Annotated in this window: 24 protein-coding genes; 11 read left to right on the plus strand and 13 right to left on the minus strand. The window is 53.3% G+C overall.

Annotation, left to right across the window (positions count from 1 at the left end):
• Window positions 1-14 precede the first annotated feature (14 nt).
• The 3 genes from recF (at window position 15) to ACFQ0F_RS09855 (ending at window position 4,581) form a co-directional block, all read left to right on the plus strand.
• Window positions 15-1,115, plus strand: coding sequence for a DNA replication/repair protein RecF (recF, locus tag ACFQ0F_RS09845; RefSeq protein WP_379071638.1), 1,101 nt, complete (start codon window positions 15-17; stop codon window positions 1,113-1,115).
• Window positions 1,112-3,583 (plus strand): DNA topoisomerase (ATP-hydrolyzing) subunit B, encoded by a 2,472-nt coding sequence (gene gyrB, locus ACFQ0F_RS09850; RefSeq protein ID WP_379071641.1) that lies wholly within the window; start codon window positions 1,112-1,114, stop codon window positions 3,581-3,583. Before recF ends, gyrB begins: the two co-directional genes overlap by 4 nt.
• A 95-nt stretch (window positions 3,584-3,678) precedes the next feature.
• Complete coding sequence (locus ACFQ0F_RS09855; protein WP_379072168.1) at window positions 3,679-4,581, plus strand: tRNA dihydrouridine synthase; 903 nt, start codon at window positions 3,679-3,681, stop codon at window positions 4,579-4,581.
• Here the strand turns inward: ACFQ0F_RS09855 and ACFQ0F_RS09860 are convergent.
• From ACFQ0F_RS09860 to ACFQ0F_RS09885, 6 genes are all read right to left on the minus strand, one after another.
• Window positions 4,576-5,652 carry an AI-2E family transporter gene (locus ACFQ0F_RS09860; RefSeq protein WP_379071644.1) on the minus strand — a complete coding sequence of 359 codons (1,077 nt, stop codon included), beginning with the start codon at window positions 5,650-5,652 and terminating at the stop codon, window positions 4,576-4,578. The genes ACFQ0F_RS09855 and ACFQ0F_RS09860 overlap by 6 nt on opposite strands.
• A 114-nt stretch (window positions 5,653-5,766) precedes the next feature.
• Window positions 5,767-7,584: an acyl-CoA dehydrogenase C-terminal domain-containing protein gene (locus ACFQ0F_RS09865; RefSeq protein WP_340675862.1), complete on the minus strand. Its 1,818-nt coding sequence runs from the start codon at window positions 7,582-7,584 to the stop codon at window positions 5,767-5,769.
• 157 nt (window positions 7,585-7,741) lie between these two features.
• Complete coding sequence (gene glyS / locus ACFQ0F_RS09870; protein ID WP_379071647.1) at window positions 7,742-9,793, minus strand: glycine--tRNA ligase subunit beta; 2,052 nt, start codon at window positions 9,791-9,793, stop codon at window positions 7,742-7,744.
• Complete coding sequence (gene glyQ / locus ACFQ0F_RS09875) at window positions 9,790-10,761, minus strand: glycine--tRNA ligase subunit alpha (protein WP_379071650.1); 972 nt, start codon at window positions 10,759-10,761, stop codon at window positions 9,790-9,792. The genes glyS and glyQ overlap by 4 nt, the downstream gene beginning before the upstream one ends.
• A gap of 168 nt (window positions 10,762-10,929) precedes the next feature.
• Window positions 10,930-11,613 (minus strand): hypothetical protein, encoded by a 684-nt coding sequence (locus tag ACFQ0F_RS09880; protein WP_340675859.1) that lies wholly within the window; start codon window positions 11,611-11,613, stop codon window positions 10,930-10,932.
• Window positions 11,614-11,676: 63 nt separating this feature from the next.
• Window positions 11,677-12,024, minus strand: a complete 348-nt coding sequence (locus ACFQ0F_RS09885; protein ID WP_379071655.1) for a HopJ type III effector protein — start codon at window positions 12,022-12,024, stop codon at window positions 11,677-11,679.
• A 153-nt stretch (window positions 12,025-12,177) separates the two neighbouring features.
• Between ACFQ0F_RS09885 and ACFQ0F_RS09890 the strand changes: the two genes are divergently transcribed.
• Window positions 12,178-13,323 carry an acyl-CoA dehydrogenase family protein gene (locus ACFQ0F_RS09890; RefSeq protein ID WP_379072171.1) on the plus strand — a complete coding sequence of 382 codons (1,146 nt, stop codon included), beginning with the start codon at window positions 12,178-12,180 and terminating at the stop codon, window positions 13,321-13,323.
• A 6-nt stretch (window positions 13,324-13,329) separates the two neighbouring features.
• Here ACFQ0F_RS09890 and ACFQ0F_RS09895 read toward each other — a convergent pair whose 3' ends face one another.
• From ACFQ0F_RS09895 to def, 4 genes are read right to left on the minus strand one after another with little or no spacing between them, the layout of a single operon-like run.
• Entirely contained in the window at window positions 13,330-14,208 is an 879-nt protein-coding gene (locus ACFQ0F_RS09895) for a mechanosensitive ion channel domain-containing protein (protein WP_379071658.1), read from the minus strand.
• Window positions 14,205-15,581: a 16S rRNA (cytosine(967)-C(5))-methyltransferase RsmB gene (gene rsmB, locus ACFQ0F_RS09900; RefSeq protein WP_379071661.1), complete on the minus strand. Its 1,377-nt coding sequence runs from the start codon at window positions 15,579-15,581 to the stop codon at window positions 14,205-14,207. The genes ACFQ0F_RS09895 and rsmB overlap by 4 nt, the downstream gene beginning before the upstream one ends.
• Complete coding sequence (gene fmt / locus ACFQ0F_RS09905) at window positions 15,578-16,537, minus strand: methionyl-tRNA formyltransferase (RefSeq protein ID WP_340675855.1); 960 nt, start codon at window positions 16,535-16,537, stop codon at window positions 15,578-15,580. The genes rsmB and fmt overlap by 4 nt, the downstream gene beginning before the upstream one ends.
• 14 nt (window positions 16,538-16,551) lie before the next feature.
• Window positions 16,552-17,058 carry a peptide deformylase gene (gene def, locus ACFQ0F_RS09910; RefSeq protein ID WP_340675854.1) on the minus strand — a complete coding sequence of 169 codons (507 nt, stop codon included), beginning with the start codon at window positions 17,056-17,058 and terminating at the stop codon, window positions 16,552-16,554.
• A 144-nt stretch (window positions 17,059-17,202) separates the two neighbouring features.
• Here def and dprA point away from each other — a divergent pair, with 144 nt between their 5' ends.
• From dprA to ACFQ0F_RS09945, 7 genes are all read left to right on the plus strand, one after another.
• Window positions 17,203-18,375 (plus strand): DNA-processing protein DprA, encoded by a 1,173-nt coding sequence (gene dprA / locus ACFQ0F_RS09915; RefSeq protein ID WP_379071666.1) that lies wholly within the window; start codon window positions 17,203-17,205, stop codon window positions 18,373-18,375.
• Between the two features lie 66 nt (window positions 18,376-18,441).
• Window positions 18,442-19,011 carry a Sua5/YciO/YrdC/YwlC family protein gene (locus ACFQ0F_RS09920; RefSeq protein WP_379071669.1) on the plus strand — a complete coding sequence of 190 codons (570 nt, stop codon included), beginning with the start codon at window positions 18,442-18,444 and terminating at the stop codon, window positions 19,009-19,011.
• Window positions 19,012-19,019: 8 nt separating this feature from the next.
• Window positions 19,020-19,958, plus strand: coding sequence for an oxygen-dependent coproporphyrinogen oxidase (gene hemF / locus ACFQ0F_RS09925; protein ID WP_379071671.1), 939 nt, complete (start codon window positions 19,020-19,022; stop codon window positions 19,956-19,958).
• Window positions 19,955-20,794: a shikimate dehydrogenase gene (aroE, locus tag ACFQ0F_RS09930; protein ID WP_379071674.1), complete on the plus strand. Its 840-nt coding sequence runs from the start codon at window positions 19,955-19,957 to the stop codon at window positions 20,792-20,794. Before hemF ends, aroE begins: the two co-directional genes overlap by 4 nt.
• 22 nt (window positions 20,795-20,816) lie before the next feature.
• Window positions 20,817-21,527, plus strand: a complete 711-nt coding sequence (locus ACFQ0F_RS09935; RefSeq protein WP_340675849.1) for a DUF481 domain-containing protein — start codon at window positions 20,817-20,819, stop codon at window positions 21,525-21,527.
• Window positions 21,528-21,611: 84 nt separating this feature from the next.
• Window positions 21,612-23,642, plus strand: a complete 2,031-nt coding sequence (locus tag ACFQ0F_RS09940; RefSeq protein ID WP_379071677.1) for a M3 family metallopeptidase — start codon at window positions 21,612-21,614, stop codon at window positions 23,640-23,642.
• Entirely contained in the window at window positions 23,639-23,845 is a 207-nt protein-coding gene (locus tag ACFQ0F_RS09945) for a YheV family putative zinc ribbon protein (protein ID WP_340675847.1), read from the plus strand. Before ACFQ0F_RS09940 ends, ACFQ0F_RS09945 begins: the two co-directional genes overlap by 4 nt.
• Here the strand turns inward: ACFQ0F_RS09945 and ACFQ0F_RS09950 are convergent.
• The 3 genes from ACFQ0F_RS09950 to ACFQ0F_RS09960 are packed head-to-tail and all read right to left on the minus strand — an operon-like array spanning window position 23,842 to window position 25,985.
• Window positions 23,842-24,657, minus strand: coding sequence for a metal ABC transporter permease (locus tag ACFQ0F_RS09950; RefSeq protein ID WP_379071680.1), 816 nt, complete (start codon window positions 24,655-24,657; stop codon window positions 23,842-23,844). The genes ACFQ0F_RS09945 and ACFQ0F_RS09950 overlap by 4 nt on opposite strands.
• Entirely contained in the window at window positions 24,650-25,495 is an 846-nt protein-coding gene (locus ACFQ0F_RS09955; protein ID WP_340675845.1) for a metal ABC transporter ATP-binding protein, read from the minus strand. Before ACFQ0F_RS09955 ends, ACFQ0F_RS09950 begins: the two co-directional genes overlap by 8 nt.
• 1 nt (window position 25,496) lies before the next feature.
• Window positions 25,497-25,985 carry a Fur family transcriptional regulator gene (locus tag ACFQ0F_RS09960; protein ID WP_340676141.1) on the minus strand — a complete coding sequence of 163 codons (489 nt, stop codon included), beginning with the start codon at window positions 25,983-25,985 and terminating at the stop codon, window positions 25,497-25,499.
• Between the last annotated feature and the right edge of the window lie 114 nt (window positions 25,986-26,099).

Here is a 26,099-nt window from a genome sequence, read left to right on the forward strand (position 1 = left end):
GTCTCTCTCTTAGCGTGACTGTCTCTAGGCTGCAAGTTCACCATTGGCGCAACTTGCAGCCGCTTTCTCTTGAGCCATCTCCTGGCTTGAACATTTTAGTTGGCGATAACGGCAGCGGTAAAACGTCTCTCTTGGAGGCGATTTATTTGCTCGGTGTTGGCCGCTCTTTTCGAACACTAAAAGCTAAGCGTCTTATTCAAGATGGTCAGCAATCAACAACTATTTTTGCTGCTACTGGTTCTGGCCATGCCCTGGGCATTCAAAAAAATAGTGATGGCACTACATCTGCTCGTTTAAATGGTAGTAGCGCCTCTCGCCTCTCTGCGCTCGCCCATCTTTTGCCAGTGCAATTGTTTGACCCACGGTCGCTTGATGTTTTGTCTGGGCCTAGTCTTCCTCGCCGCCAATTATTAGATTGGGGTGTGTTTCACGTGGAACACTCATTGGTTGATCAATGGGCGCGAGCAAGTCGCGCGCTTCAACAAAGGAACTCTTTGCTGAAAAGTGCTAAAATACCCGATGATTTATTGCTCGCATGGGAACTTGAGCTTGCGGATGCTAGTGAGCAAATCCATGCGGCGAGAAAACGCTTTATGGACTCATGGCAGCCATTTTTAGTGGCTGCCATGTCGCGTCTACTGGAAGGATTTAATATTCAGGTCGGCTATCAGCCTGGCTGGGATGCCGATGTTCCTCTTTTGGAATTGCTGAAAGAGGCGCGTGTAAAAGACGCTGAGAGGGGCTTTACACAGTTAGGTTACCATCGTGCTGATATTCGAATTCGCGCAGATGGTGTTTTGGCTGAGGAGCGATTGTCTCGTGGCCAATTAAAGCTTTGCGTATGCGCGATTAAGTTGTCTTTAGTTGAGCGTTTACGTCTTGCTGGCGCCCGACCTGTTTTGCTTTTTGATGATCTTGCTTCAGAGCTGGATCAGACATCGCGCAGACTAATGATGCAGTGGATAGAAGAAATGAATCTGCAAACTTGGTTAACGACCATTGAGCTTGATCAGTTGGATGATTTTTGTGGGCAAATGCCACGGCAAGTGTTTCACGTGAAGCAGGGCAATATTACGCCAGTCTCAACGCAGGCTCGCACCGGAGAAGAAGAATGAGTGATGTTTATGATGAGTCCAGTATTACCCAATTAGAGGGTCTGGAGGCTGTTCGTAAACGCCCTGGGATGTATATCGGCGACACCTCCGATGGCACGGGCCTACACCACTTGGTGTTTGAGGTCGTTGATAACTCTATCGATGAAGCCTTGGCTGGCCATTGCGACGAAATTCAAGTCACAATTCATTCGGATAATGGCATCACGGTTTCAGATAACGGCCGTGGCATTCCGCCTAATGTGAAAATGGATGACAAGCATGAGCCAAAGCGTAGTGCGGCAGAAATCGCGCTAACAGGCCTCCATGCCGGCGGTAAGTTTAACCAGAACAGCTACAAAGTGTCGGGCGGCTTGCATGGCGTTGGTGTTAGCTGCGTAAACGCATTGAGTAAATACCTGCGGCTAACGGTTCGTCGTGATGGCCAAGTGCATACGCTAGAGTTCACCGGCGGCGCGGTTATTGATCGCCATATTGAATTAGTGGATGGCGTTGAAGTATCACCTATGCGCATCACAGGCAAAACTGAGCGCCGCGGCACAGAGGTGCACTTTCAGCCTGACACTGACATCTTCATAGAGAATTACGATTTTCATTACGATATTTTGGCTAAGCGCCTACGCGAGCTGTCTTTTCTTAACTCAGGCGTGCGCATTGCATTAAAAGACGATCGCACAGGTCAAGAAGAGCTATTTCAATATGAAGGTGGCTTGGCGGCATTCGTTAACTATTTAAACGTGAACAAGACGCCGCTTAATAACGTCTTTCACTTCATTGTTCCTCAAGATGAGCACCCGCACGGCATAGGTGTTGAGGTGGCTTTGCAGTGGAACGATAGCTATCAAGAAAACGTATATTGCTATACCAACAATATTCCTCAGCGTGATGGCGGTACTCACCTTCAGGGGTTTAGGACAGCGTTAACACGAACCTTGAACAACTATGTTGAAAAAGAAGGCCTGCTGAAAAAAGATAAAGTAACCACTGCTGGTGAAGATATGCGCGAAGGCCTAACGGCTATTGTCTCAGTTAAAGTGCCGGATCCTAAGTTTTCCAGCCAAACTAAAGACAAGCTTGTGTCGTCTGAAGTAACTAACGTTGTTTCTAGCATCATGAGTGAAAAATTCGAAGAGTACTTACTCGAGCATCCCTCAGCGGGCAAAATCATTGTCGGTAAGATTTTGGACGCAGCTCGTGCTCGTGAAGCGGCGAGAAAGGCGCGCGAGATGACGCGCCGTAAAGGGGCGCTGGATATCGCAGGCTTGCCTGGTAAGTTGGCAGACTGCCAAGAGAAAGACCCTGCCCTGTCTGAATTATATTTAGTGGAAGGCGACTCGGCTGGTGGATCTGCCAAGCAAGGCCGTAACCGTAAAATGCAGGCTATTCTTCCATTGAAGGGTAAGATCTTAAACGTAGAAAAAGCTCGCTTTGATAAGATGTTGTCATCGGCCGAGGTCGGCACTTTGATTACGGCACTGGGCTGCGGTATTGGCCGTGATGAGTACAATCCAGACAAGCTTCGTTATCACAAAATCATCATCATGACCGACGCGGATGTCGACGGTTCGCATATTCGTACATTGCTCCTGACCTTCTTCTTTAGGCAAATGCCTGAGCTTATCGAGCGTGGCTACATCTATATTGCTCAGCCGCCGCTGTATAAAGTCAAAAAAGGTAAGCAAGAGCAGTATCTGAAAGATGATGATGCGATGGAGAAGTACCAAACATCTATTGCGCTAGATGGCGCTGAGCTTCGGATTTCTGAAAACTCACCGGCAATTTCCGGCCTGGCTCTAGAGAGCCTGATTAATGGCTACCGTAATTTCATTAATTTGCTAAAGCGCTTAAGCCGTCGTTATCCCGAAGTTATGCTGGAGCAGTTTTTAACTTTAGGCACTTTGGCGTCAGACAAGTTATCTGATCAAGCTATTGTTGTTGAGTGGTCTGGAAAGCTACAGAAGGCAGTTAATGACGCCGCAGACCCTAGCCAACGTTACTTAGTTGAAGCAGTGTTTGATAACGAAACACAAAACTATTTTGTGCAAATCGACTTAATAGCTCACGGCGTTCCATACACCTATCGATTAGGCACAGAATTCTTCTCGTCTCCTGAGTATCGCCAAATTTCGACACTTGCCGATGCGCTTGATGGCCTTATGGTTCCTGGCGCCCTGGTGCGTCGTGGTGAGCGTGAGGTCGCTGCTGAGTCATTTAAGCAGGTCTACCAATGGCTTATGCAGGAGTCTAAGCGCGGTCTTGGCGTGCAGCGTTATAAAGGCTTGGGCGAAATGAACCCAGACCAGCTTTGGGAAACAACGATGGACCCTGAGTCTCGCCGCATGTTGCAGGTGAAAATTGAGGATGCAATTGGTGCGGATCAAATGTTTACAACGCTCATGGGCGATAACGTTGAACCACGCCGTGCGTTTATCGAAACCAACGCACTACTAGTAACCAACCTCGACGTATAAGAGGCCAAAGCCTTTTGGCGCAATGAGTTCTCATAAAGCGCCAAAAGGCCATCGGGGTGTTTCACGTGGAACAGGTAAAGTTGGTTTTGGCGCCGATGGAGGGTTTAACCGATTTCGATATGCGCCGAACACTTACAGAGCTCAGCCCCTATGCGTGGTGCGTTACCGAATTTTTACGAATAACCCAGCAACTACTCCCCTCCAGTGTTTTCCTAAGGCATATGCCAGAGTTGGAAACGGCAAGCAAAACTGCAAATGGCACCCCAGTGCATTTACAGCTCCTAGGCAGTGATCCAACACTGATGGCCGAAAACGCTGCTAAAGCGGCATCTCTAGGCGCACTAGCAATTGATATCAATTTTGGCTGCCCCGCGAAGACCGTAAATAGGCATCGCGGCGGAGCCGCTTTGTTAAAAGAGCCAGAGTTAATTCATAGAATTGTGTTGGCTGTACGCAATGCTGTGCCGTCAGAAGTCCCAGTCAGCGCCAAGATTCGATTGGGTACTGATGATGCTAGCGAGATGGCTGAAAATGTCGCCGCAATTGCTCAAGCAGGAAGCTCTTGGCTAACCATTCATGGCAGAACTAAAGCGCAAGGCTATCGGCCACCAGTGGACTGGCACGCTATTGCCGATGCTCGTCGCTATGCTAATGGTATGACCATCATTGCCAATGGTGATGTGCACAGCAAGCTTGCTGCTGAGATGTGCCAGCAAATAACCGGCTGCAATACGCTAATGATAGGCAGAGCCGCTGTTAGTCAGCCTGGCTTGGTTGAGGAAATAATGAGTGGTCGCGAGTCACTTAGCTGGGCTGCCGTAAGACAGGCTCAGCTTAAGTTTTTAGCAGAAATGAATGGTCAGGATGTGCGGATGGTCGGAAGATATAAGCAGTGGTTAGCGATGACCGCCCTGCACTATCCAGAGGCCGCTGCCGATTTTGCCTTGATCAAGCGGCTCAAGCATCGGCAAGCGGTTTTTGACACGATGGCGCTATAGCTGGCTATTCGACTCTTCACTTGTTGGCTGTTCAAGCCACTCCTTCCAAATAGCTAACATCACAGCCAATATGACGGGGCCTAAAAATAGGCCAATCATTCCGAATGCAGTAAGCCCGCCAAGCACGCCAAACATAATCAGCAAGAACGACACTTTGGTTGCCGTGGAGATGACCAAGGGTCGAATGATATTGTCGACTGAGCTAACAACAAGCCCGCCCCAAATGGCGAGACCTACAGCGCTGAATGTGTCGCCGCTAGCTAAAAGCCAAAGCGATACAGCACCCCAAGCGAATGGTGTGCCGAAGGGTATCAGCGCGATTAAAAAGGTCACTACGGCGAGAAATATTGGGTTTGGTGCCCCAGCCACGGCATAGCCTGCACCGGCCAGCGTGGCCTGTGCTACCGCGGTCAGAACGATGCCAAAGACGACGGCGCGGGTCATGTCCCCGGCCGCCTTCATATAACGCTCGCCATGCCCGGGCGTAATAAGTGCCAACGCCTTTCGAGTTTGATGCATTAGCGCAAGGCCATCGCGATAAAAGAAGAAAGCGGTAAACACGGTGATAGCCAGTTTGATTAGGTTTCGACTAATGCCACCTGCAAGCAGCTTGGCTTGCGGAATGCCGAGGCTGGCGATGCTACGAATACTATCTTTGGCGGCTTGAGGGTCGGCATGAGTCTGCGTCCACCAGCGTTGCAGCTCGTCATAAAGCCAAGGGGCAAAGTCTGCCAGCCATGGTGAAACAGGCAGCTGACTTTGAGATAGCAGCTCTCCGATATGGGCGTAAATATTACGAATTTCAGTTTGCAGCAGAAGAACCAGCCACGCCAATGGGCCGATAAGCAGCAAGGTTAGCAATAAGGTCATGATGCCAGCGGCAATGTTTTGCCGTTGGCCAACGAGATTATAAATTCGCCGATAAACAGGCCATGTGACAAATACTAGAATAGCTGCCCATGCCATTGGAATAAAAAACGGGCTGAGCACGGAATAGCTTAGATAGCCTAAAGCGGCCAGGCCGATGAACAACAAAGTGCGCGTTAATGTGTAGGTGCTAGTAACCGTCATGAAGGCTCTCCTCTAGGCCTCATGCTAGCACTGCAAGTTGGATTTGCTAGGCCATAAAACAAAAAAGGGGCTATACCTTATGGCATAGCCCCTTCTGCTCAAACGCTCAGTAACTTAGTTAAAGTTAAAGTGCTCAGCCTTCATCTTCATGATTGAAGATGTTGGCTTAAGCATGCCTTCGGCATGGCTTTTGGTGCGTGGCAAAATACGGTCGAAATAGAACTCAGCGGTTTGGATTTTCGCTTCATAGAATGCTGGCTCTTCAGCGCCACCATTTTCTAGTTTATCGAAAGCCACTGCGGCCATTTTCGCCCAGAAGTAAGCCAGCATGGCGTAACCTGAGTACATCAAGAAATCATTTGATGCAGTACCAACCATGTCGCGATCTTTACGAGCTTGCAGCATGATGCGCACTGTCAGGTAGTTCCACTGCGTGGCGATCTTCGTTAGTTCCCAAACGAATGGACGCATTGAGCTGTTTGCCACGTTGGCGCGGCAGAACTTGGCGATATCGCCAGTGAACTCGCGAACCACTTTGCCACGTGAACCAATAAGAACCTTACGGCCCAATAGATCCAGCGCTTGGATGCCGGTAGTGCCTTCATACAGCGTGGAGATGCGCGCGTCGCGGGCGTACTGCTCCATGCCGTGCTCTTTGATGTAGCCGTGGCCACCAAACACTTGCATGCCGAGGTTGGCAGCTTCAAGGCCTAGCTCAGTCAATACACCTTTCAAAATTGGCGTGTAGAAGCCAAGTTTGTCGTCCCAGAAGTCATAGAGCTCTTTATCACCGTTGGTGATACCCACAGCCATATTGTCAGCAAGCTGAGCGGCAAAATAAATCATCGCGCGGCCGCCTTCAGCAACGGCTTTTTGTGTCAGCAGCATGCGGCGGACATCGGCGTGATGAATCAGCGAGTCGGCGACTTGATCCGGTTCTTTTTTGCCGGTGAGCGCGCGCATCGAGCGACGATCCTTGGCATATGGCAATGCGCCTTGGAATGATTGCTCAGCGTGAGCAATGCCCTGTACGGCAGTGCCGATACGCGCGGTGTTCATGAAGGTGAACATGCACTCAAGGCCTTTGTTGGGCGGGCCAATCAAATAGCCAGTTGCACCATCGAAGTTCAGTACGCAGGTGGCCGAAGCGCGGATGCCCATTTTGTGCTCGATGGAGCCAACAGTAACGGGGTTGCGCTCGCCCATATTGCCTTCAACATCGACATTGAACTTAGGCACGATGAACAAGGAAATGCCACGCGTGCCAGGAGGCGCGTCTGGAAGGCGAGCCAGCACGATGTGAATGATGTTTTCACATAGATCGTGATCACCAGCAGAGATGAAAATCTTCGTGCCGGAGAGCTTATAGCTACCATCGGCCTGAAGCTCAGCCTTGGTTTTTACTTGACCCAAGTCGGTGCCGCATTGTGGCTCAGTTAAGCACATGGTGCCCAACCAACGGCCTTCGACCAATGCTGGCATGAAAGTGGCTTTTTGTTGCTCATCGCCGTGCAGCATGATTGTGTTCATGCAGCCTAACGATAGGCCCGGATACATGGTGAACGACCAGTTTGCTGTGCCCATCATTTCGGCTTTTAACAAGCCCATGGACATAGGCAGGCCTTGGCCGCCAAATTCAGCTGGATAGTTCAGGCCTTGCCAGCCGCCTGCAACATACTGGTTGTAAGCTTCTTTGAAGCCTTTCGGCGTAGTGACTTCGCCATCGGCAAAATGGCAGCCTTCTTCGTCGCCGGATTGGTTGATTGGCGCGAGTACTTCTTCGCAATACTTCGCACACTCATCCAAGATCGCGTCGACCATATCAGGCGTCGCGTCTTCACCGCCGGGTAAATTTGCGTAGTGCTTTGGGTAATCAAAGACTTCGTTCATGAGGAAGCGCATATCGCGCAGAGGGGCCTTGTAAGCTGGCATGGCGTAATCACTCAAGTTAGTTGAACACCACTAACTTATACGCATAAAGCGAGCTTGGGTCATTGGCAGTTTTAAGCTGAGCGTCCGGCATATCGGACAATCGGCCAGAGCCAATTTGGGCAGCTATAATCTATTGCGACGATAGCTGCCCAGGTTTTTAGCTTAGCAGCGAGATGTCGGCCACGCGTAAGAACAGCGCGCGCAGTTGGTTGAGCAGGCGTAAACGGTTTAGGCGGATAGCGGCATCGTCGGCATTGACCATGACATTATCGAAGAAGGCATCCACTGGTTCACGTAAGGTAGCGAGCAGGCTTAATGCTTGGCCATAATCGCCGGAGGCATAAAGCGGTGCCAGGCGTGCCTGTAAGGCATCGAGCTGGGCTGCCAAGTCTTGTTCGGCAGGCTCTTGTAAAAGTGCACTATCAACTGAGCCAGAAACCGAAGATTCTTTAGCTAAGATGTTGGCCACGCGCTTGTTAGCCGCAGCCAAGGCGGTGGCCTCAGGCAGGCCACTAAACGCTGCCACTGCCTGCACGCGGCGAGCAACATCGCCCGCTACAGTAGGTTGGCAGGCTTGCACAGCGGCAATAACTTCGGCGCTGACGCCCTGCTCTTCGAACATGGCGCGATAACGCCCTAGCAGAAAGCTAAAGACATCTTCGGCGGCGTTGACTTGAGTAACCGCCGAGCCGTGTTGAGCGACGGCTGTGGCGACTAGTTCGCGTAAATCAATGCGGTAGTCACCTGCAATCAATATGCGTAGAACACCTAACGCCGCACGGCGCAATGCAAATGGGTCTTTCGAGCCGGTCGGTGGTTGGCCGATGCCAAATAAACCAGTCAATGTGTCGAGCTTGTCGGCCAATGACACTGCAGCGCCGGTAGCCGTCGTTGGCAAGGTATCGCCAGAGAAGCGTGGCAAATACTGCTCGTTGAGTGCCAGCGCAACATCATTGGCAAGGCCTTCATGGCGCGCGTAATGGTAGCCCGCGATGCCTTGCAGCTCTGGGAATTCGCTGACCATTTCGCTAGCTAAGTCGGACTTGCAGAGCTTGCCGGCGAGCTCTGCAGAGGCAACATCACTACCGATGAGCCCTGCGATATGCCCGGCCAATGTCGATACGCGCTCGGCTTTGGCGAAAACTGTGCCGAGCTGCGCTTGAAACACGACTTGCTTGAGGCGTTCATTGCGCTCGGCAAGCGTGACCTTTTTATCTTGGCTGAAAAAGAACTCGGCATCGGTTAAGCGTGGGCGCACCACTTTCTCATTACCAGAAATGATCATTTCTGGATCCGTAGAGTCGATATTGGCCACGGTGATGAAACGCGCCATGAGCTGATCATTGGCATCGACTAAGCAGAAGTATTTCTGGTTGTCCTGCATGGTGGAAATTAGCGCTTCCTGCGGCACGCTCAAAAAGCGTTCTTCAAAGCTGCAAACCAATGGCACTGGCCATTCCACCAAGGCGGTGACTTCATCAAGCAGAGCATCGGGCATTAACGCGCGGCCACCGGCTTGCGTCGCAAGGTCGTTAACTACGCCCTGAATCTGCGTGCGGCGCTCAGAGAAGTCAGCAAGCACGTGCGCTGAGCGCATGGCTTCAACGTAATCATCGGCATGTGCAAGCTCTACAGCTGCTGGGTGGTGAAAGCGATGGCCAAAGCTAGTGCGGCCACTATCGAGGCCGAGCACAGAGGCTGGCACCACGGCATCGCCGTAAAGCAACACCAGCCAATGCATGGGGCGAACAAATTCGACACGGCTACTGCCCCAACGCATACGTTTGGCAATCGGCAGTTGCTTAATGGCCAGCTCAAAAATGCCAGCTAGCAAGTCGGCAGCAGCCTCGCCTTTTACAGTGCGTACTAGACGAAGCTTTTCACCCGTAGCATCTAGGTCGGCAACTTCAACGCCATTTTTACGAGCAAATCCAAGTGCGGCAGGCGTAGGTTGTCCATCGGCAGTGAAGGCGGCTTTGACCGGTGGACCATCGGCGCGAACTTCACGATCTGGTTGTTGCGGTGCTAAAGAATCGATGATTAAACCTAATCGGCGCGGTGCAGCAAAAAAGCGTATGCCAGAAAACTCTAGGCCTTTGCTTTTGAGGCCTTGCTCAACGCCATCACGCAAAGCAGTGGCGAGCGTTAATAAAGACTTGGGTGGCAGCTCTTCGCCGCCTAATTCAAACAAAACGGATGGATGGCTCATGCCTGCTTCTCCCCTGCTGTTGCTACCTGGGCATCGATGGTGGCCATCACTTCTGCTCGTAAAGCGGGATCGGCAAGTGGAAAGCCTAGCGCTGCGCGTGAGTCAAAATAGCTCTGTGCCACAGCGCGAGCCAATGCGCGGACACGCAAAATAAAGCGTTGGCGTTCTGTGACCGAAATCGCACGGCGCGCATCTAGCAAGTTGAAGGTGTGTGAGGCTTTCAAGACAAACTCATAAGCCGGTAAGGGCAGTTTCAGCGCCATGATGCGGTTGGATTCTGACTCGTAAAGATCGAACAGCTTAAACAGCTCGTCAATATTGGCGTGTTCGAAGTTATAGGTCGATTGCTCAACTTCGTTTTGATGGAAGACATCGCCATAGGTGACTTTGCCGAATGGGCCATCGGTCCAGACCAAGTCGTACACCGAGTCGACGCCCTGTAAATACATAGCTAAGCGCTCAAGGCCGTAGGTGATTTCCCCCGTAACTGGGTAGCACTCTAGGCCACCGACTTGCTGAAAATAAGTGAACTGGGTGACTTCCATGCCATTGAGCCAAATTTCCCAGCCCAAGCCCCACGCGCCCAGTGTTGGTGACTCCCAGTTGTCTTCGACAAAGCGGATATCGTGCACAGTAGGGTCAATGCCGATATGGCGTAGCGAGTTTAAATACAGGTCTTGGATATTTGGTGGATTTGGCTTCAACACCACTTGGAACTGGTAATAGTGCTGTAAGCGATTGGGGTTTTCGCCATAGCGGCCATCGGCTGGGCGGCGCGATGGCTGCACGTAGGCGGCATGCCATGCCTCAGGCCCAATGGCGCGTAAAAATGTCGCGGTATGAAACGTGCCCGCACCCATTTCCATGTCATAAGGCTGCAGCACGCAGCAGCCCTGCTCTGCCCAGTAGCTCTGCAGCGCTAAAATAAGGCCTTGAAAAGTTTGGATGGGTTGTGCGGTATCGCTCATGAGCTATTCCTAACGTCGTCTGGCAGCAGTGAGTAAATTGCGCTGCAAAAGAACGCAGAAGTATAGCTGAGGCAGGTTCAATAGGCACAAAAAAGGGCCAATGCCGGTGAAGGCATTGGCCCTTTTTGCATCGCGCTAAGACAATCTTAGCGCTTTAGCGGCGACAGCTTATTTAGGGCTGATAGCGGCTACGGCAACAACCACATTGGTTTTCGCATCGACACGAACAATATGATCGCCAACTTTTAGCAGCTTAGTGCCTTTAGGCTGTGTGCTTAGTTTTTTCACCGAGCTGGCATCAACTTCGACGGCCGACTTTGCAACACTGCTGTCGAGCTTAGCGCCCAGTACCAGTTTGGACTCATAGCCGGCTGCTGGTGCGTTAGCATCGCTGCTGCCGAGCATTTTGCCCATGAGCTTGCTAGTCGCTGTACCGCTAGCGAAGTGCTTGGCTAAGGCGACGCGATCATTTGCGCCAATCTGCAATTCTGCATTTTGCTTATAGCCGGCAACGGATGCTTGAGCTGTGCCAAGCTTTGCTTCGGCTTGCGCCTTGGCATCGTTGACTGCGGCTGTGCCAGAAGCTTTGGCAGCATCGGCAGCAGCATGACCACTTTCAGCAGCGGATTTACCGCTAGCGACACCGGCTAGGCCAGCGTTAATGGCGTTATCGCGAGCTGAGGTAGCGCCTTGCTTGGCTGCATCCTTTTGGGCTTTTAGGTCAACGGAGGCACCAGCTTCGGCTTGTGTGCTTACGCCGGCAAGCTGTAGGCCGGTGTTGATACGGGCATCAAGAGCATAAGCGCTGGTGGTGGCAACTAATAAGGCAGCAACTAGGGCAGTACGTTTCATAAAATCCTCAGATGTGTAGAGCGTGTGTTTAAGCAAAACGCGAGCAGTTACAAATGGTTTACATTAGTTTTTCGCGACCATTGCAACACCATCGAAGCGAATGCCGGTCCAACCGGTGCTCATGAAGGCGCGAATATTGGCGTGATCACTGCCATTTGGTGTGGCTAAAACAGCAGTGTAATGCTCGGCAAAACACAGCAAAGTATCTTGCTCGGACATCTTGTTTAGCTGGGCAAATGCGAAAACGCGACATGCGCCTTCGTTTTCGCCAGCGGCATTGTTAGCTGCGCCATTGCTGAAAGCACAAGGCGTGTAGCTGTAGTGTTGGTTTATCCAGGCAATGACGGTAGAAAACGCAGTATTCTGTGCGCGCAAGTCATCGAGTAATGTGGGCCAAGTCTGGGTTGTCATAGAAGTTCATCCGATAAATAGTCTGCACGCAGTGTAGCGCGTGGGTGGATTGGGCTGTTGACCAAGGGCTGTGGCATGGTACCGATTGCTCAGTAAATGACATAAAATGCGCAACGAATTGAAAATGACCTCCACTTTAGAGAGAAAATGACGATGGCCACTATTGATACCGCCGAGCTGGAACTGTTTCGCGACAATGTGAAGCGCTTTTTGGCAAACGAAATTCACCCGCATTACGAGCAGTGGGAAAAAGACGCATGGATGCCGCGCGAGTTTTGGAACAAGCTCGGTGAAAATGGCCTGCTTTGCGTTGATCAGCCTGAACAATACGGCGGCGTCGGCGTGCCATTCCAGTATTCAATGGTCATTCTTAACGAAATGGCAAAAATGGGCCTGTCATCGCTAGCCACTGGCGTTAGCGTGCACTCCGACATTTGCGCACCGTATGTTGAGCATTTAGGCTCACAGGCAATTAAAGATTACTGGCTGCCACGCATGGCCTCAGGCGAAGCCGTGGCTGCTATCGGCATGACCGAGCCAGGCGCAGGCTCCGACCTCGCCGGCATTCGTACTAGCGCTGTGCTCGATGGCGACCATTACGTGGTGAATGGCTCGAAAACATTCATCTCCAACGGTCAGCACGCCGACATCGTCATCATGGCTGTGAAAACTGACCCCAGCGCGGGCGCCAAAGGCGTGTCATTGCTGCTGATGGACACTTCCCTGCCCGGCTTCAACAAAGGCAAAAAGTTAGAAAAAATGGGTCTGCAATCGCAAGACACATCAGAAATGTTCATGGATAACGTGCGCGTGCCAGTTGATTGCCTGCTAGGTCAGGAAGGCAAAGGTTTCGCTTATATGATGAATGAGCTGCCACGTGAGCGCTTGAACATTGCGGTGATCGCTGTTGCCGCATCGGAAGGTGTGCTCGAAGACACCATCGCCTATGTGCAAGAGCGTAAGGCGTTCGGCAAACCATTGGCGCAATTGCAAAACACGCGCTTCACGCTGGCGACCTGCAAAACCGATATCTTGGCCGCTCGCGCTTTCGTGAATAACTGCGTGGACTTACATGCTGATAGCAAGTTGGACATTCCAACCGGTGCAGCCGTGAAGCTCTACACCACTGAGCTGCAAGGCCGCGTTGCCGATGCCTGCTTACAGATGCATGGTGGTTACGGCTATATGATGGAATATCCCGTGGCTCGCGCCTATGTTGACGCGCGGATTCAGCGCATCTACGGCGGCGCCAGCGAGATCATGAAAGAAGTGGTTGCTCGCGACATCTTAGGTCGCTAAGCCGACTTAGCCTGCACTATCCGGCTTGTAATGAGCTGGATAGTGCTTTTGGGCTGATGCGAAGGTAACCGCCGCTACTGCGCGAACGACCTTCTGTTCTATCTCAAACTCTTCATTAATTGGCACCGGCAGATATAGCTGCAGTTCGGTGTATTCAAAGTTATGAAGAGCAACTCGTAAGCGCGGAGTCAATAGCGGCACACCAAGCCCATGTTGGCGCTGCAACTCACGTGCATGCTTAACTAAGTCGCCGGCATAGCGGCCAATTTCATCACGTGCCACTTGCAGCATGACGGCTTCAGCAGCTTGCCAGTCGACATTTCTAGGCAGCTGCACAACCACGGTATACATGCCGAATCGGCCCAATCGACTCGCGTTAAACACCGACTGAGTGAGTAGCTGACTATTCGGAATAGTCACGACTCGACCAACGCTGCCCTTAGTGACGCTAGCCTGAGTGACCTCAATAACTGTTGTCGACAGCATGTCGGTATCAATTACTTGGCCTTTTAGGCCATTAATTTCGATGCGGTCGCCGATGCTATAGGCATTGGTACTGCTGCGATAAAGCGCGCCCAATAGGCACAAAATCATCTCGCGTGTGGCTAGTACGAGTGCCGCAGCCACCGCCACCATGGACACTGCTACGGTTTCAATTTCGCGCGCCCAAATAAGCGCTAAGCCGAGCAAAAATAGAATAAAAATGATGTTTCGCACGGACACTAGCCAGCGTCGCTTCATCTCAGGTTCTAGGCTTTCACGCTTTAAAATTGTGTGACCAATGCCGAAGCGGATCGACATCAGCACGACAAAGTAAACCCCCGTGATCAGCAGATCACGGATAAAGGCGGCATTGATAAAGCCGGGCAGTAAGTCTAGGATCATTTCTTAATGAGCATCGCGTAATAGAAACCATCGTGACCGTCGATTTCCGGCAGTAACTGACGGCCTTCTGGGCGCCATTGGCCGGGCATTTCACCTGACTTCTCTAGCGGAATCGACTTGGCATCTGGGGTGCGTTTTAAGAAAGTGATGATTTGATCTTCGTTTTCGGCTTTGAGCAATGAGCAGGTGACATATAAAAGGCGGCCGCCCGGACGCAGCGTTTTCCACAGCATATTTAGCAGGCGCGCCTGAATGGCCGTGGTTTGTGCAACATCGGTGGCGCGGCGCAGCAACTTAATGTCTGGATGGCGGCGAATAACGCCAGTGGCAGTGCACGGCGCATCGAGCAAAATGGCATCGAAGGTTTGGCCATCCCACCAGCTGCTAATATCGCTAGCATCGGCACAAATGGTGTCGATATCCACCGGCAATGGGTCTTCGCTAGCCAAGGTCACGCGCTCGATATTATCTTGCACGCGGCGTAGGCGCTCAGCGTCGTTATCGATGGCAACGAGATGCGCCATATCGGGCATCAGCTCGAGCAAATGCGCGGTTTTGCCACCAGGTGCGGCGCAGGCATCTAGCACGCGCTCGCCGGCTTTTGGGTTGAGCAATAATGCGGCTAACTGCGCGGCTTCATCCTGCACCGACAGCGCACCAGAGGCGAGCGCGGGCAGGTTATGAATAGGCAGTGGCTCGATTAAGCGCAGACCTTCGGGCGAAAAGCGCGTTGGCTCTAGCGGTAAACCATCTTCAATAAGCTCAACGAGCAGTTCACTACGGCTATAACGCAGGCGATTAACGCGCAGGCAAATTGGCGCTGAGCTGTTATTGGCCTCGATAATGTCGTTGGCTTCGATGGGCCAGTCAGCCTGGATTGCACGCAGCAGCCATGCCGGATGAGCATGACGTTGAACACTGGCGGCATGCACCAGCTCGGCTTCACGACGCTGCAAACTACGCAGCACACCATTGATAAAGCCGGTGAGCTTCTCCATGCCGAGTTGGCGTGCAGCCTCAACAGTTTCGGCGAGCGCAGCATGATCGGGAATACGCATGGCCAACAGCTGATGCGCACCGATTAATAATAAAGCTTCGACTTCAGAGTCTTTGGTTGCGCGCTGCAACAGCGGCTTGATTAGCGTGCGGTAATAAATTGCAAAACGCGCGGTGCCCTGCACTAGCTCTTGCAGTAGGCCAATATCTTCGCCGCGACAGAGTTTTTGTGCGCCGGGCAATGTTGCACTTAAAGAGCGCTCGCCAGCTAAGGCTGGAGCTAAAGCTTGTGCTGCCAGTGCACGCACGCCGAGTTGGCGTTTTCCGGTGCTACCGTGGCGTACACTTTGATGCGTTTTTGCCGATAGCGAACTCATAGACCAAATACCGTTTGGGGGCTTAGGGTATCGCGCTTGGCATTAAGCAGTTGCGCGATGGGTAAGGCCTTGCCGCCGGCCAGTTGTAGCGTTTCGATCAATAGCACATTGCCATCGCCACAAGCCACAGCGAGGCCGTGTTTGTCGGCGCGTAAAATAGTACCTGGTGTTTCTACGCTGATGTCATCAGCTAATACGCGTGCCTGCCAAACACGCACCGGCTCGCCATGTAATAGCGTATGAGCCACCGGCACATTGTTAAACGCACGAATATTGCGCTCGATGACTTCGGCACTTTGCTGCCAATCAATGAGCGCTTCTTCTTTGCTAAGTTTGGCGGCATAGGTCGCCAAGGCATTATCTTGAGCCTCGGGTATCAGCTCTTCGCCATCGTGCAAGCTGTCGACAACGCCAAGTAGCGCGTCGCCGCCTAATAAAGCTAGACGGTCATGAAGGCTGGCGCCAGTGTCGCGCAGTGAAATTGGACATGAGGCTTTCGCCAACATGGCACCAGTGTCGAGGCCAACATCCATTTGCATAATGGTAATGCCGGTTTCATTGTCGCCAGCCAAAATTGCGCGCTGAATGGGTGCGGCACCGCGCCAGCGTGGCAGTAATGAGGCATGAACATTGATGCAACCTAAGCGTGGTATCGCCAGCACATCGGGCGGCAGTATCAGTCCATAGGCGGCGACAACCATCAGGTCTGGCTTTAGGGCAGCGAGCTCGGCCTGTGCATCGGCGTCTTTTAGGCTAAGCGGTTGCAACACGGGAATTTCCCGCAACAAGGCTAGCTCTTTAACGGCGCTGGGTTTTAAGGCTCGACCACGACCCGAAGGGCGATCAGGTTGGGTGTAAACGGCGATGACATCATGATGTCCCTGCAGGAGTGCGCGCAGACTTTCTGCGGCAAATTCGGGGGTTCCTGCAAAGACGATGCGTAAGTGGCTTTCCAATGGGTACTCGTGTGTTAGTCGCGGGATTTGTGCAGCTTTTCAAGCTTGGCCTTGATGCGATTGCGCTTTAAGGTCGAAATATAGTCAACAAACAGCTTGCCATCGAGATGGTCGATTTCATGTTGGATGCAGACTGAAAGCAGGCCATCGGCCTCGGTCGTCTGTGGCTGGCCTTGTAAGTCCAGCGCGCTGACGCGAATTAAGTCTGGGCGTTCGACGCTTTCATAGAAGCCAGGAATACTCAGACAGCCTTCATCGTAGGCCTTAGTTTCAGCTGAAATAGGCTCAAACGTTGGGTTAATAAACACCTGCGGCTTCGACTGATCTTCACTTATATCAAGCACTAATAAGCGAATGTGGCGGTCAACTTGCGATGCCGCAAGACCAATACCTGGCGCGGCATACATAGTTTCCAGCATGTCTTTAACGAGCTGACGAATTTCGTCAGTGACTTCGGCCACGGGCTTAGCAACCGTGCGCAGGCGTGGATCGGGAAACTCTAAAATGGGAAGCAACGCCATTTATTTACTCCGGCAGTTGGCAATCAGTGCGCAACGCAGCTACACCTAAAGGTGAGGTTAAACATCGTGCCGCTATTATAGGCTGCAAAACGCTCAGGTGCGACTCAGTGCCAAGCGTTTACTGCGGCTGCAAAGGAGTTGTCTATGGCCATGGATGGCGATGCTGCGATTTATATTGCGGCGTATCTCATGCTGGATCAGCAGGCTAAGCGCTATCGGCATTGGTTAGCCTTGGCGAAAAGCCCAGAACACGGCATGGCTTTATTGCAGCGCGCAGACGCCAGTTTACGCTTGAATCCAGAAATGGAGGCTGTGTGTCGAGCCTGGCCTGATGGTCGCGAAGCAGAAGCCGTGTATGCGCAATGGCAACATGCTTGCCGCTGGCTTGAGCTGCCTGGCAGTGGCTTGTGGCTGGACAATTTAGCCGATGATCTTGTGCATTGGCCGCAGGGCTTAAAGCGTTGCAGCGAAGCGGAACGCCCGCCTTTGCTGTTTTATCGTGGCGATGAAGCCCTGTTAGGCCTGCCACAGGTAGCGATAGTCGGCAGTCGTGCCGCCACAGCGCGCGGCCTACGCATGGCCTCTGCAGTAGCTAATGATTTGGCGCAGGCGGGCATTGCCATCACTAGTGGTTTAGCTAGCGGTATCGATGGTGCTGCGCATAAAGGCGCGCTGGCTGCAGGCGGCAAAACTATTGCCGTTTTGGGCGCTGGCTTAGATTGCATTTATCCGCCGCAGCATCGTGGTTTGGCCGATGACATTATTGCTCATGGCGGCTTAATTATTTCCGAGTTTGTCCCGCGCACGCCTGCGAAAAAATATCACTTTCCTCGGCGCAACAAGGTAATTGCAGCTTTAAGCCTAGGCGTATTGGTGGTCGAAGCCGGGCCAAACAGCGGTTCGATAAGCACGGCGAAGGCTGCTGGCAATTTAGCTCGCGATATTTGGGCCGTGCCGGGGCCGATAGATCAGTTGCAGTATAGAGGATGTCATCAGCTCATCCGCGACAATAAAGCCGTGCTAGTAGAGGGCAGCGCGCATGTCTTGGAGGATGTCGTGCCACGAATTCAGCAATGGTTTGGCTTAGAGGTCGAAGCACCCTCTCGGGCTTTGTCGGCAACGGCCGATGTGCGGCGCGAGCCCAGTGCAGCGGCGGCAAACCTTCGCGACAGCTTAGATTGGTCGTCATATAGCGTTGATGATTTAGCACAAGCTCAATCTATGCCTATGGGCCAATTGCTGGCTTTGCTTGGCGAGCTCGAAGTTATGGGTTGGCTGGAGGCGGTATCTGGAGGCTATCAACGCGTGGCGCCCTGACGCAGATCAAAATCCGCGTTCGTCTGCATGCTAAACTCTGTGCTCCCAACTACTAGAGATGCATCGATGGCGCAGGCCGCATTATTTCCGCTAAAGCACGCTATAGATGCGTTGGCTCACGATGGCGTGATCGCCTATGCCACCGAGTCGGTGTGGGGCTTGGGGTGCGATCCGTGGTCGGAGCAGGCAGTGAGTCGATTATTGGCGATAAAGCAGCGGCCTTGGCAAAAAGGTTTGATTTTGATTGCCGCCGATATGGCACAGCTTGAGCCATTGCTAGGTCGCGTCACGCCTGAGCAAAGACTATTGATGCAAAGCCGCTGGCCGGGGCCGGTGACATGGCTAGTGCCGGTCTCTGAGCATATTCCGCGATGGCTGCGCGGCGAGCACGAAACTTTGGCGATGCGCGTTAGTGCGCATGCCGGCGTGCAGCAACTATGCCGAGCGTGGGGCGGTCCATTGGTTTCGACCAGCGCCAATCTTAGCTGCCAGCCCGCCTGCAAAACTGCATTACAAGTGCATCTGCGCTTAGGTGGTGAGCTTGATGCCATTGTGCCAGGCCACGTTTCAGGCGCTAAACGCCCCAGCGAAATTCGCGATTTAATTAGCCAGCGCGTGTTGCGCGCGAGCGCTTAGGAGTGAGCATGTCTGCGTCTGAAACAGCGGCACCAAATATTGAGGCCGTAAAAAACTACCTGCTGGACTTACAAGATCGTATTTGTGATGGCTTGAGCGCGATTGACGGCAAAGCTTTTAGCGAAGATAGCTGGCAGCGCGGCCCTGGCGAGCGCTTGGCTGGCGGCGGCCGCACTCGCGTGCTGGAGTTTGGCAATGTCATCGAAAAAGGTGGCGTGAACTTTTCTCACGTCTCGGGCGAAAGTCTGCCCGCCTCGGCTACTGCGCATCGCCCTGAGCTCGCTGGCCGCAGCTTTCAGGCGCTGGGCGTGTCCTTGGTGATTCATCCGAGCAACCCTTACGCGCCCACTTCGCACGCCAACGTACGATTTTTTGTCGCCGAAGCCGATGGTGCTGAGCCGGTGTGGTGGTTTGGCGGCGGCTTTGATCTCACGCCCTACTACGGCTTTGAGGAAGATTGTGTGCATTGGCATCAAACGGCAAAAGCCGCCTGCGAACCATTTGGCGACGAAATTTACCCGCGCTTTAAAAGCTGGTGCGATGACTACTTCTATTTAAAACATCGCGATGAGCAGCGCGGCATTGGCGGTCTCTTTTTTGATGACTGGCAGGCCGGCAGTTTTGAGCAAGCCTTTGCCTTAATGAGAAGTGTCGGCGATGGCTACTTGCCCGCCTATGAGCCGATTTTAGCGCGGCGTAAAGACACGCCTTTTGGTGAGCGTGAGCGCGAATTTCAGCTGATTCGTCGCGGTCGATATGTCGAGTTCAACCTAGTGTGGGATCGCGGCACCTTATTTGGTCTGCAAAGCGGCGGTCGCACCGAGTCTATTTTGATGTCGCTACCGGCTGCGGTGAGCTGGCGCTATGAGCATCAGCCCGAGCCAGGCAGCGTTGAGTCGCGCTTGCTAAGTGATTTCTTAACGCCAAAAGATTGGGTAAGCGCATGAGCGAAATAGATCAGTATGCGGTCATTGGCCACCCCATTGAGCACAGCAAATCGCCGCGCATTCATGCCGCCTTTGCCAAGGCGACTAGTCAACGCATGAGTTATGAGGCGCTATTAGCACCGCTAGATGGCCTTGAGAAAACCTGGGTTGAGCTGCGCGCGCGCGGCGGCCGTGGCGCCAATATCACCGTGCCATTTAAGCAAGAAGCCTTGGCGCTGTGTGACCAATTAAGCGAGCGTGCGCAACAGGCCGGCGCGGTAAATACTCTAAGCGTAATGTCCGATGGGCAAGTGCGCGGCGATAATACCGACGGCGCTGGCCTTGTTCGCGATATAGCAGAAAATGCTGGCTGGTCGCTGGCAGGGCAACGTGTATTACTGCTTGGCGCTGGCGGTGCCGCGGCCGGTGTGGTCGGGCCTTTGTTGGCCGCTGGCGTGGCGCATTTGTGCATTGCCAACCGAACCTTGGCAAAAGCTGATCGGCTGGCCTTGGCTTTTGCTGGCCTTGGCTCAATGAGCACTGTGGCCAACTCTGAGCTAGAGCGAGCCAATGATAGCGTCAGCTATGACGTCATTATTAATGCCACCAGTGCCAGCTTGCAGGGCAAAACTATCGCGCTGCATGACAGCTGGTATCGAGCATCTAGCGCGGTTTATGACATGATGTACGGCTTCGACACGGTTTTTTTAGCGTGGGCGCGCGAGCAAAACATTAGTCGTCGTCGTGATGGCTTGGGCATGTTAGTTGAGCAGGCGGCCGAAGCATTTTACCTATGGCGCGGCGTGCGCCCAGAAACACAATCATTGCTTGCTAGCCTTCGCGCTGAGCTTAGCTAAATATAAAAAAGAGGACGTTGGAATGAAATTGCGTGTGCTATGTGTCGTTGCTTTACTGCCATTAACACTACCGGCTTATGCCGAAGAAGTTGTCGATAAAGGTTGGACTGGCCGTGCAGACTTAGGCTATTTCTCCCAATCTGGTAGCGACGGCGGCAAAGAAAGTTTGACGGCAAAAGCAGAGGCCAAAAGGACGTGGGGCTATTACACACTTGAAAACCAAGCACAGGCGGTCAGCTCTTCCGACGATAAAGCGAATTCTGGTACCGAGCGCTATCTCATTAGCAGCAAGCAGAGCTTCAAGCTTGATAAGAGCGACTATGTGTTCTTAAAAGAGCAATGGGAAAAAGACAGCACCAGTGACTTCCGCTACCAAATGAACTTTACCGGCGGCTATGGCCGTGAGCTCATCAAAAATGATGAGCATACGCTGGTCGGCGAGTTGGGCGTTGGTGTGCGTTATAGCAAGCGCCGTGTTGGTGACTCTGAGACATCGCCGGTGGGCACGGGTGCGTTGGACTATAAATATGTCATCAGCAAAACCGTGAACTTTCATCAGCGCCTCGGTGTTGAAGGCGGCACGGAGAGCATCATTGCGCGCTCCCTAACTGAGCTGCGTGTGCAGTTGCGCGATGAGTTGGGCTTGGCTATTGGCTATGATGTTAAACGCGAGTTTAGCGACAATAATCAACGCTTGTCGTTGACCACGGTGAGCTTGAGTTACGGCTTTTAAGAGCTTATCGCTATATGTGCATGCGCCTCTTTTATGAGCGCGCAAGCAGCCACGATCTACTAATTTCTGTATCTGAGAGTGTCTATGAATGTGTTGCTAACGCCACCGGCCATCCCTGAGTTTGCCAGTCTTCGCCCTGAAGATGTGCCGCCGGCAATCGACACGCTGCTCGCCGAAAGTCGCGCGCAAGTCGAGGCGCTAGCAGAGCAAAAATCACCGACCTGGGCCAGCTTAGCGGCGCCATTGGAAGCGATTGATGACCGACTAAATTCGGCATGGTCGCCAGTGTCGCAGCTCAATGCCGTGGTCAACAGCGAGGCGTGGCGAGAGGCCTACAATAGCTGTCTGCCCAAGCTTTCGGCTTACGGCACTGAAATGGGACAAAACGAGAGCTTATTTCAGGCCTGGCAAGCACTACATGACAGTAGCGAATTTGCTCAACTCAACGCGGCTCAACAGCAGGCTGTACGTAATAATTTGCGTGATTTCCGCCTCAGCGGTATCGGCTTGCCGGTAGCAGAAAAGCAGCGTTACGCCGAGATCAGCGAGCGTTTATCACAGCTGCAATCGACCTTTGCCGATCATGTTCTAGATGCCACGCAGGCGTGGTCATTAAACCTAAATGACGCCTCGCGCCTCAGCGGCATCCCTGAAAGCGGCTTGGCGCTGATGGCCTCATTAGCTGAAAGCCATGACGGCGCAGCGTATCGCCTCACCTTGGACATGCCGGTGTACATCAGCGTGATGACCTTCGCCGATGATCGCGACTTGCGCGAGATGCTCTACACCGCCTATGCCACGCGCGCATCAGAGCAAGGCCCGAATGCCGGCGAGTTCGACAACGGGCCATTGATTGCTGAGATCTTGGCGCTACGCCACGAGCAGGCCCAGCTATTGGGCTATGAGCATTACGCCGCGCTTTCTTTGGCGCCAAAAATGGCCGATAGCGTTGAGCAGGTCGAGGCGTTTTTACACGACTTGGCGGTGAAAGCTCGCCCCGGTGCTGAGCGTGATTTCGATGAGTTAAAAGCGTTTGCCGCACGCGAATGCGCAATCGAGGCGCTTCAGCCTTGGGATATGACATACGCCAGCGAGCGCCTGAAGCAGCAGCGCTACGCCTTATCGCAAGAAGAATTAAAGCCCTACTTTCCCGCTCCGCGCGTAATTAACGGCCTGTTTGCCGTGGCGAAAAAGCTCTTCGGCTTCGATGTCGTGCCCGCGCCCGAGCTAGAAACCTATCATCCCGATGTGCTGGCCTATGCCATCCAAGAGCAGGGCGAGACGCGAGCCTGGTTTTATCTCGACCTTTACGCTCGCGCCAACAAACGTGGCGGCGCCTGGATGGCCGATGCTCGTGTGCGCCGCCGCTTGCCGAATGGCGAGTTGCAAAAGCCCATCGCGTTTTTGACTGGCAACTTCAGCCCACCCGTTGGCGATCGCCCTGCATTACTGACCCATAACGAAGTCACCACGCTGTTTCATGAGTTTGGCCACGGCATTCATCACATGCTCACCGAGGTGGAGGTTGCCAGCGTGTCGGGCATCAATGGTGTGGCTTGGGATGCAGTCGAGCTGCCGAGCCAGTTCATGGAAAACTGGTGCTGGACGCCGGAAGGCATTGCGCTGATGTCGGCGCATGTCGATACCGGTGAGCCCTTGCCTGCAGCTATGCTTGAGCGTTTATTAGCGGCGAGAAACTTTCAGTCCGGCATCATGACACTGCGCCAATTAGAGTTTTCGCTATTTGACTTAGCCATTCATCGTAGAGCAGGCGTCGACTTTGCCGAGCTATTAAACGTGCTTGATGAAGTTCGCAAAACCACTAGCCTAATGGCGCCGCCTGCGTGGAATCGCTTTGCTTGTAGCTTCAGTCATATTTTCGCTGGCGGTTATGCGGCGGGCTATTACAGCTATAAATGGGCCGAGGTTTTGTCGGCAGATGCTTTCTCGGCGTTTGAGGCCGAAGGCGTGTTTAACGCCGAAACAGGCGCGCGCTTCCGCCAGGCCATTTTGGCGCAGGGTGGTAGCAAACCAGCGGCTGAGTTATTTCAGCAGTTTATGGGGCGCGAACCGTCTGCCGATGCCTTGCTGCGACACACAGGTCTGGCGGCATGAGTGTGCTCAGGCGCTTCATTGCCGGGGCGAAATGCCCCGGCTGTGGCTTGGAAGATAAGCTGCAGCTATGCACCGAAGATGGCCGCGAATGGGTCGCCTGCGTACGCTGCGATTACACCGATGTGCGGCCGACAGAGGTGACCATGAAAGAGCCCGATGAAGAGCACGACAATGAGACTGGAGTCGTACGCTTTAAGCCTTAGCGGGCAGATGTAGCGCCAAGCTGGCGCCGCTGCCAGCGGTGCAGCAGCCAGCTCATCAGCAAGAAGCTCAGCGCAAATAGCACCACGAGCGCTGCAATCGGCAGATGCAGCGGCTGGCCGACCAACACTGCTGCGCTCATACACACCACCGCGATGATGCTAGCCCGCCGTGCCATCTGCGCTGGACTGCGTGCCAAATAGCGTGCGGCGGCGGCGGGAATAACCATCAAGGCACTGATCAACAACACACCCATAACTTTTGCGCCGGCAGCGACTACGGCCGCTAGCAGTAGCAATAATAATGGGCGTAACCAATGCACTGGCCAGCCATCGACTGCCGCGGTTTCTTCATGAATGGCGGCGGCGACCAAGCCTGTCCAGTGCCGCCATAACAGCAGCGCCACGACAACTAAACCAAGGCACATCCAGATAATATTGCTGCTACTTAAGCTCAGCAAATTACCAAATAGGTAATCCTCAAGCGCGTGCCCTCCATGCTCGTCATGGCTGGAGGTCATCAGCAGCGCCAAGCTCATGCCGGCATAGGCCATGATAGTCAACCAAGTATCAATGCCATGCTCGCTGTCGCGCATCAGACGGCTCAATAGCAGCGCCGCGCCCATGCACACGGCGGCGACCATGGTGCCCATGGGTAAGTCAAACATTAGCGCCAAGGCCACACCAAAGAGCGATGCATGAGCGAGACTGTCGCCAAAATAGGCCATGCGCCGCCATAGCAGCAGGCTGCCTAATGGCCCGGCAACTAGCGCGGTGAGCACGCCACCAAGCAGCGGGTAAATAATATCAGTCATGTTTACATCCGGCGTCGCAGTCGGTGGCATCGCCTTGTAGGCTGTGATGATGATCGTGGTGGTGCGTATAAATGGCTAAATCGCGGCCGCCGCTAGCGCCAAATAAGCGCTGATACTCGGGATGCTTGCTCACCGCTTCCGGATGCCCCGTGCAGCAGACATGGCGATTTAGGCAGACTACCTGGTCGGTCGCCGCCATCACCACGTGTAAGTCGTGCGAGACCATGAGCACGCCGCAACCATGACGATCACGAAGCTTGCGAATTAGCGCATAAAGCTCATTTTGACCGGCAAGATCAACGCCTTGTACTGGCTCATCGAGCACTAATAAGTCTGGTTTGCGCAGCAGAGCGCGAGCTAGAAGCACGCGTTGCTGCTCGCCGCCAGAGAGTGTTAATGCAGCATGAGAGAGTAAATGCTCGGCACCAACTTCGCGTAATGCAGATAAAATTTCCGATTGCGAATATTGCTGCCTTGGCGCAGGCCATCGCAACCATGAAAAGCGCGACGGCTGCCCACTAGGCCCTGGCAGTGCTAAAAAATCGGCCACAGTTAAGGGCAAGTACGGGTTTAGCGGGAAGCGCTGCGGCACATAGCCGATACGCAAATTAGGCGCTAACCAACGTTGGCCTGAGCTGGCGGGCATCAAGCCCAGTGCGATACGTATCAAGCAAGTTTTGCCGGCACCATTTGGGCCAATAATCGTGGTGATTTGACCGCGCTGCAACGATAGATCAACACCCTCAAGCACGCTGCGGCCATCGATATGCCAGCTGATATTGCTGAGCTTGAGCAAAGGCTCGGCCAATGGCCGCAGACTACTAATATTCAAGGCCATATCAGCGCTCATCAATGCAGGCTTGGCAGGTGCCCATTAGTTCCAACGCGCCATGCGTTACTGTGAAGCCCGCCGCTTTCGTTGCGGCATCAATGGCAGTGGTAATGCCCTTAACTTCCGCCAATTCCTCGGCGGTGCCGCACTGCTGGCAAATCAAAAAGTAGCCGCCATGTGCGTGCTCTGGGTGCGCGCAGCCCAAAAATGCATTGAGGCTAGTGATGCGATGCACTAAGCCCTGTTGCAGCAAAAAATCCAGTGCGCGATAAATTGTTGGAGGTGCCGGTTTATGACCTTCTTGCGCGAGCTGATCTAGCAGTTCATAAGCACCTAGCGGCTTATGGCTAGCCCACACCAGCTCCAAAACGCGTTTACGCAAAGGCGTTAGGCGCGCGCCAGCTTCCGAGCATAGGCGCTCGGCCGACGCCAAAGCGCTATCAACACAGTGCGAATGATCATGCGCAAGTGTGGGGCTAAGTCGCTGAGACTTGATCCGCTTCGGCTCTCGCAACGTAGACTCTCGCTTTGAGGTGCTAGGCTTTAACGAGGGCGACGTGCTGTCCTGTGCAGAAAGTGGACGAAAAGCGGCGGGCATAGCGCATTAGCC

Origin of the sequence: Paraperlucidibaca wandonensis (assembly GCF_042677145.1) — a bacterium.
In the GTDB taxonomy this organism is placed as follows: Bacteria; Pseudomonadota; Gammaproteobacteria; order Pseudomonadales; family Moraxellaceae; genus Perlucidibaca; species Perlucidibaca wandonensis.

Excerpts from the sequence above, each read along its gene's own strand:
- gyrB (WP_379071641.1), top strand. The coding sequence starts at position 1,112 with ATGAGTGATGTTTATGATGAGTCCAGTATTACCCAATTAGAGGGTCTG.
- ACFQ0F_RS09855 (WP_379072168.1), top strand. The coding sequence starts at position 3,679 with ATGGAGGGTTTAACCGATTTCGATATGCGCCGAACACTTACAGAGCTC.
- ACFQ0F_RS09860 (WP_379071644.1), bottom strand. The coding sequence starts at position 5,652 with ATGACGGTTACTAGCACCTACACATTAACGCGCACTTTGTTGTTCATC.
- ACFQ0F_RS09865 (WP_340675862.1), bottom strand. The coding sequence starts at position 7,584 with ATGCCAGCTTACAAGGCCCCTCTGCGCGATATGCGCTTCCTCATGAAC.
- glyS (WP_379071647.1), bottom strand. The coding sequence starts at position 9,793 with ATGAGCCATCCATCCGTTTTGTTTGAATTAGGCGGCGAAGAGCTGCCA.
- glyQ (WP_379071650.1), bottom strand. The coding sequence starts at position 10,761 with ATGAGCGATACCGCACAACCCATCCAAACTTTTCAAGGCCTTATTTTA.
- ACFQ0F_RS09880 (WP_340675859.1), bottom strand. The coding sequence starts at position 11,613 with ATGAAACGTACTGCCCTAGTTGCTGCCTTATTAGTTGCCACCACCAGC.
- ACFQ0F_RS09885 (WP_379071655.1), bottom strand. The coding sequence starts at position 12,024 with ATGACAACCCAGACTTGGCCCACATTACTCGATGACTTGCGCGCACAG.
- ACFQ0F_RS09890 (WP_379072171.1), top strand. The coding sequence starts at position 12,178 with ATGGCCACTATTGATACCGCCGAGCTGGAACTGTTTCGCGACAATGTG.
- ACFQ0F_RS09895 (WP_379071658.1), bottom strand. The coding sequence starts at position 14,208 with ATGATCCTAGACTTACTGCCCGGCTTTATCAATGCCGCCTTTATCCGT.
- rsmB (WP_379071661.1), bottom strand. The coding sequence starts at position 15,581 with ATGAGTTCGCTATCGGCAAAAACGCATCAAAGTGTACGCCACGGTAGC.
- def (WP_340675854.1), bottom strand. The coding sequence starts at position 17,058 with ATGGCGTTGCTTCCCATTTTAGAGTTTCCCGATCCACGCCTGCGCACG.
- dprA (WP_379071666.1), top strand. The coding sequence starts at position 17,203 with ATGGCCATGGATGGCGATGCTGCGATTTATATTGCGGCGTATCTCATG.
- ACFQ0F_RS09920 (WP_379071669.1), top strand. The coding sequence starts at position 18,442 with ATGGCGCAGGCCGCATTATTTCCGCTAAAGCACGCTATAGATGCGTTG.
- hemF (WP_379071671.1), top strand. The coding sequence starts at position 19,020 with ATGTCTGCGTCTGAAACAGCGGCACCAAATATTGAGGCCGTAAAAAAC.
- aroE (WP_379071674.1), top strand. The coding sequence starts at position 19,955 with ATGAGCGAAATAGATCAGTATGCGGTCATTGGCCACCCCATTGAGCAC.
- ACFQ0F_RS09935 (WP_340675849.1), top strand. The coding sequence starts at position 20,817 with ATGAAATTGCGTGTGCTATGTGTCGTTGCTTTACTGCCATTAACACTA.
- ACFQ0F_RS09940 (WP_379071677.1), top strand. The coding sequence starts at position 21,612 with ATGAATGTGTTGCTAACGCCACCGGCCATCCCTGAGTTTGCCAGTCTT.
- ACFQ0F_RS09945 (WP_340675847.1), top strand. The coding sequence starts at position 23,639 with ATGAGTGTGCTCAGGCGCTTCATTGCCGGGGCGAAATGCCCCGGCTGT.
- ACFQ0F_RS09950 (WP_379071680.1), bottom strand. The coding sequence starts at position 24,657 with ATGACTGATATTATTTACCCGCTGCTTGGTGGCGTGCTCACCGCGCTA.
- ACFQ0F_RS09955 (WP_340675845.1), bottom strand. The coding sequence starts at position 25,495 with ATGGCCTTGAATATTAGTAGTCTGCGGCCATTGGCCGAGCCTTTGCTC.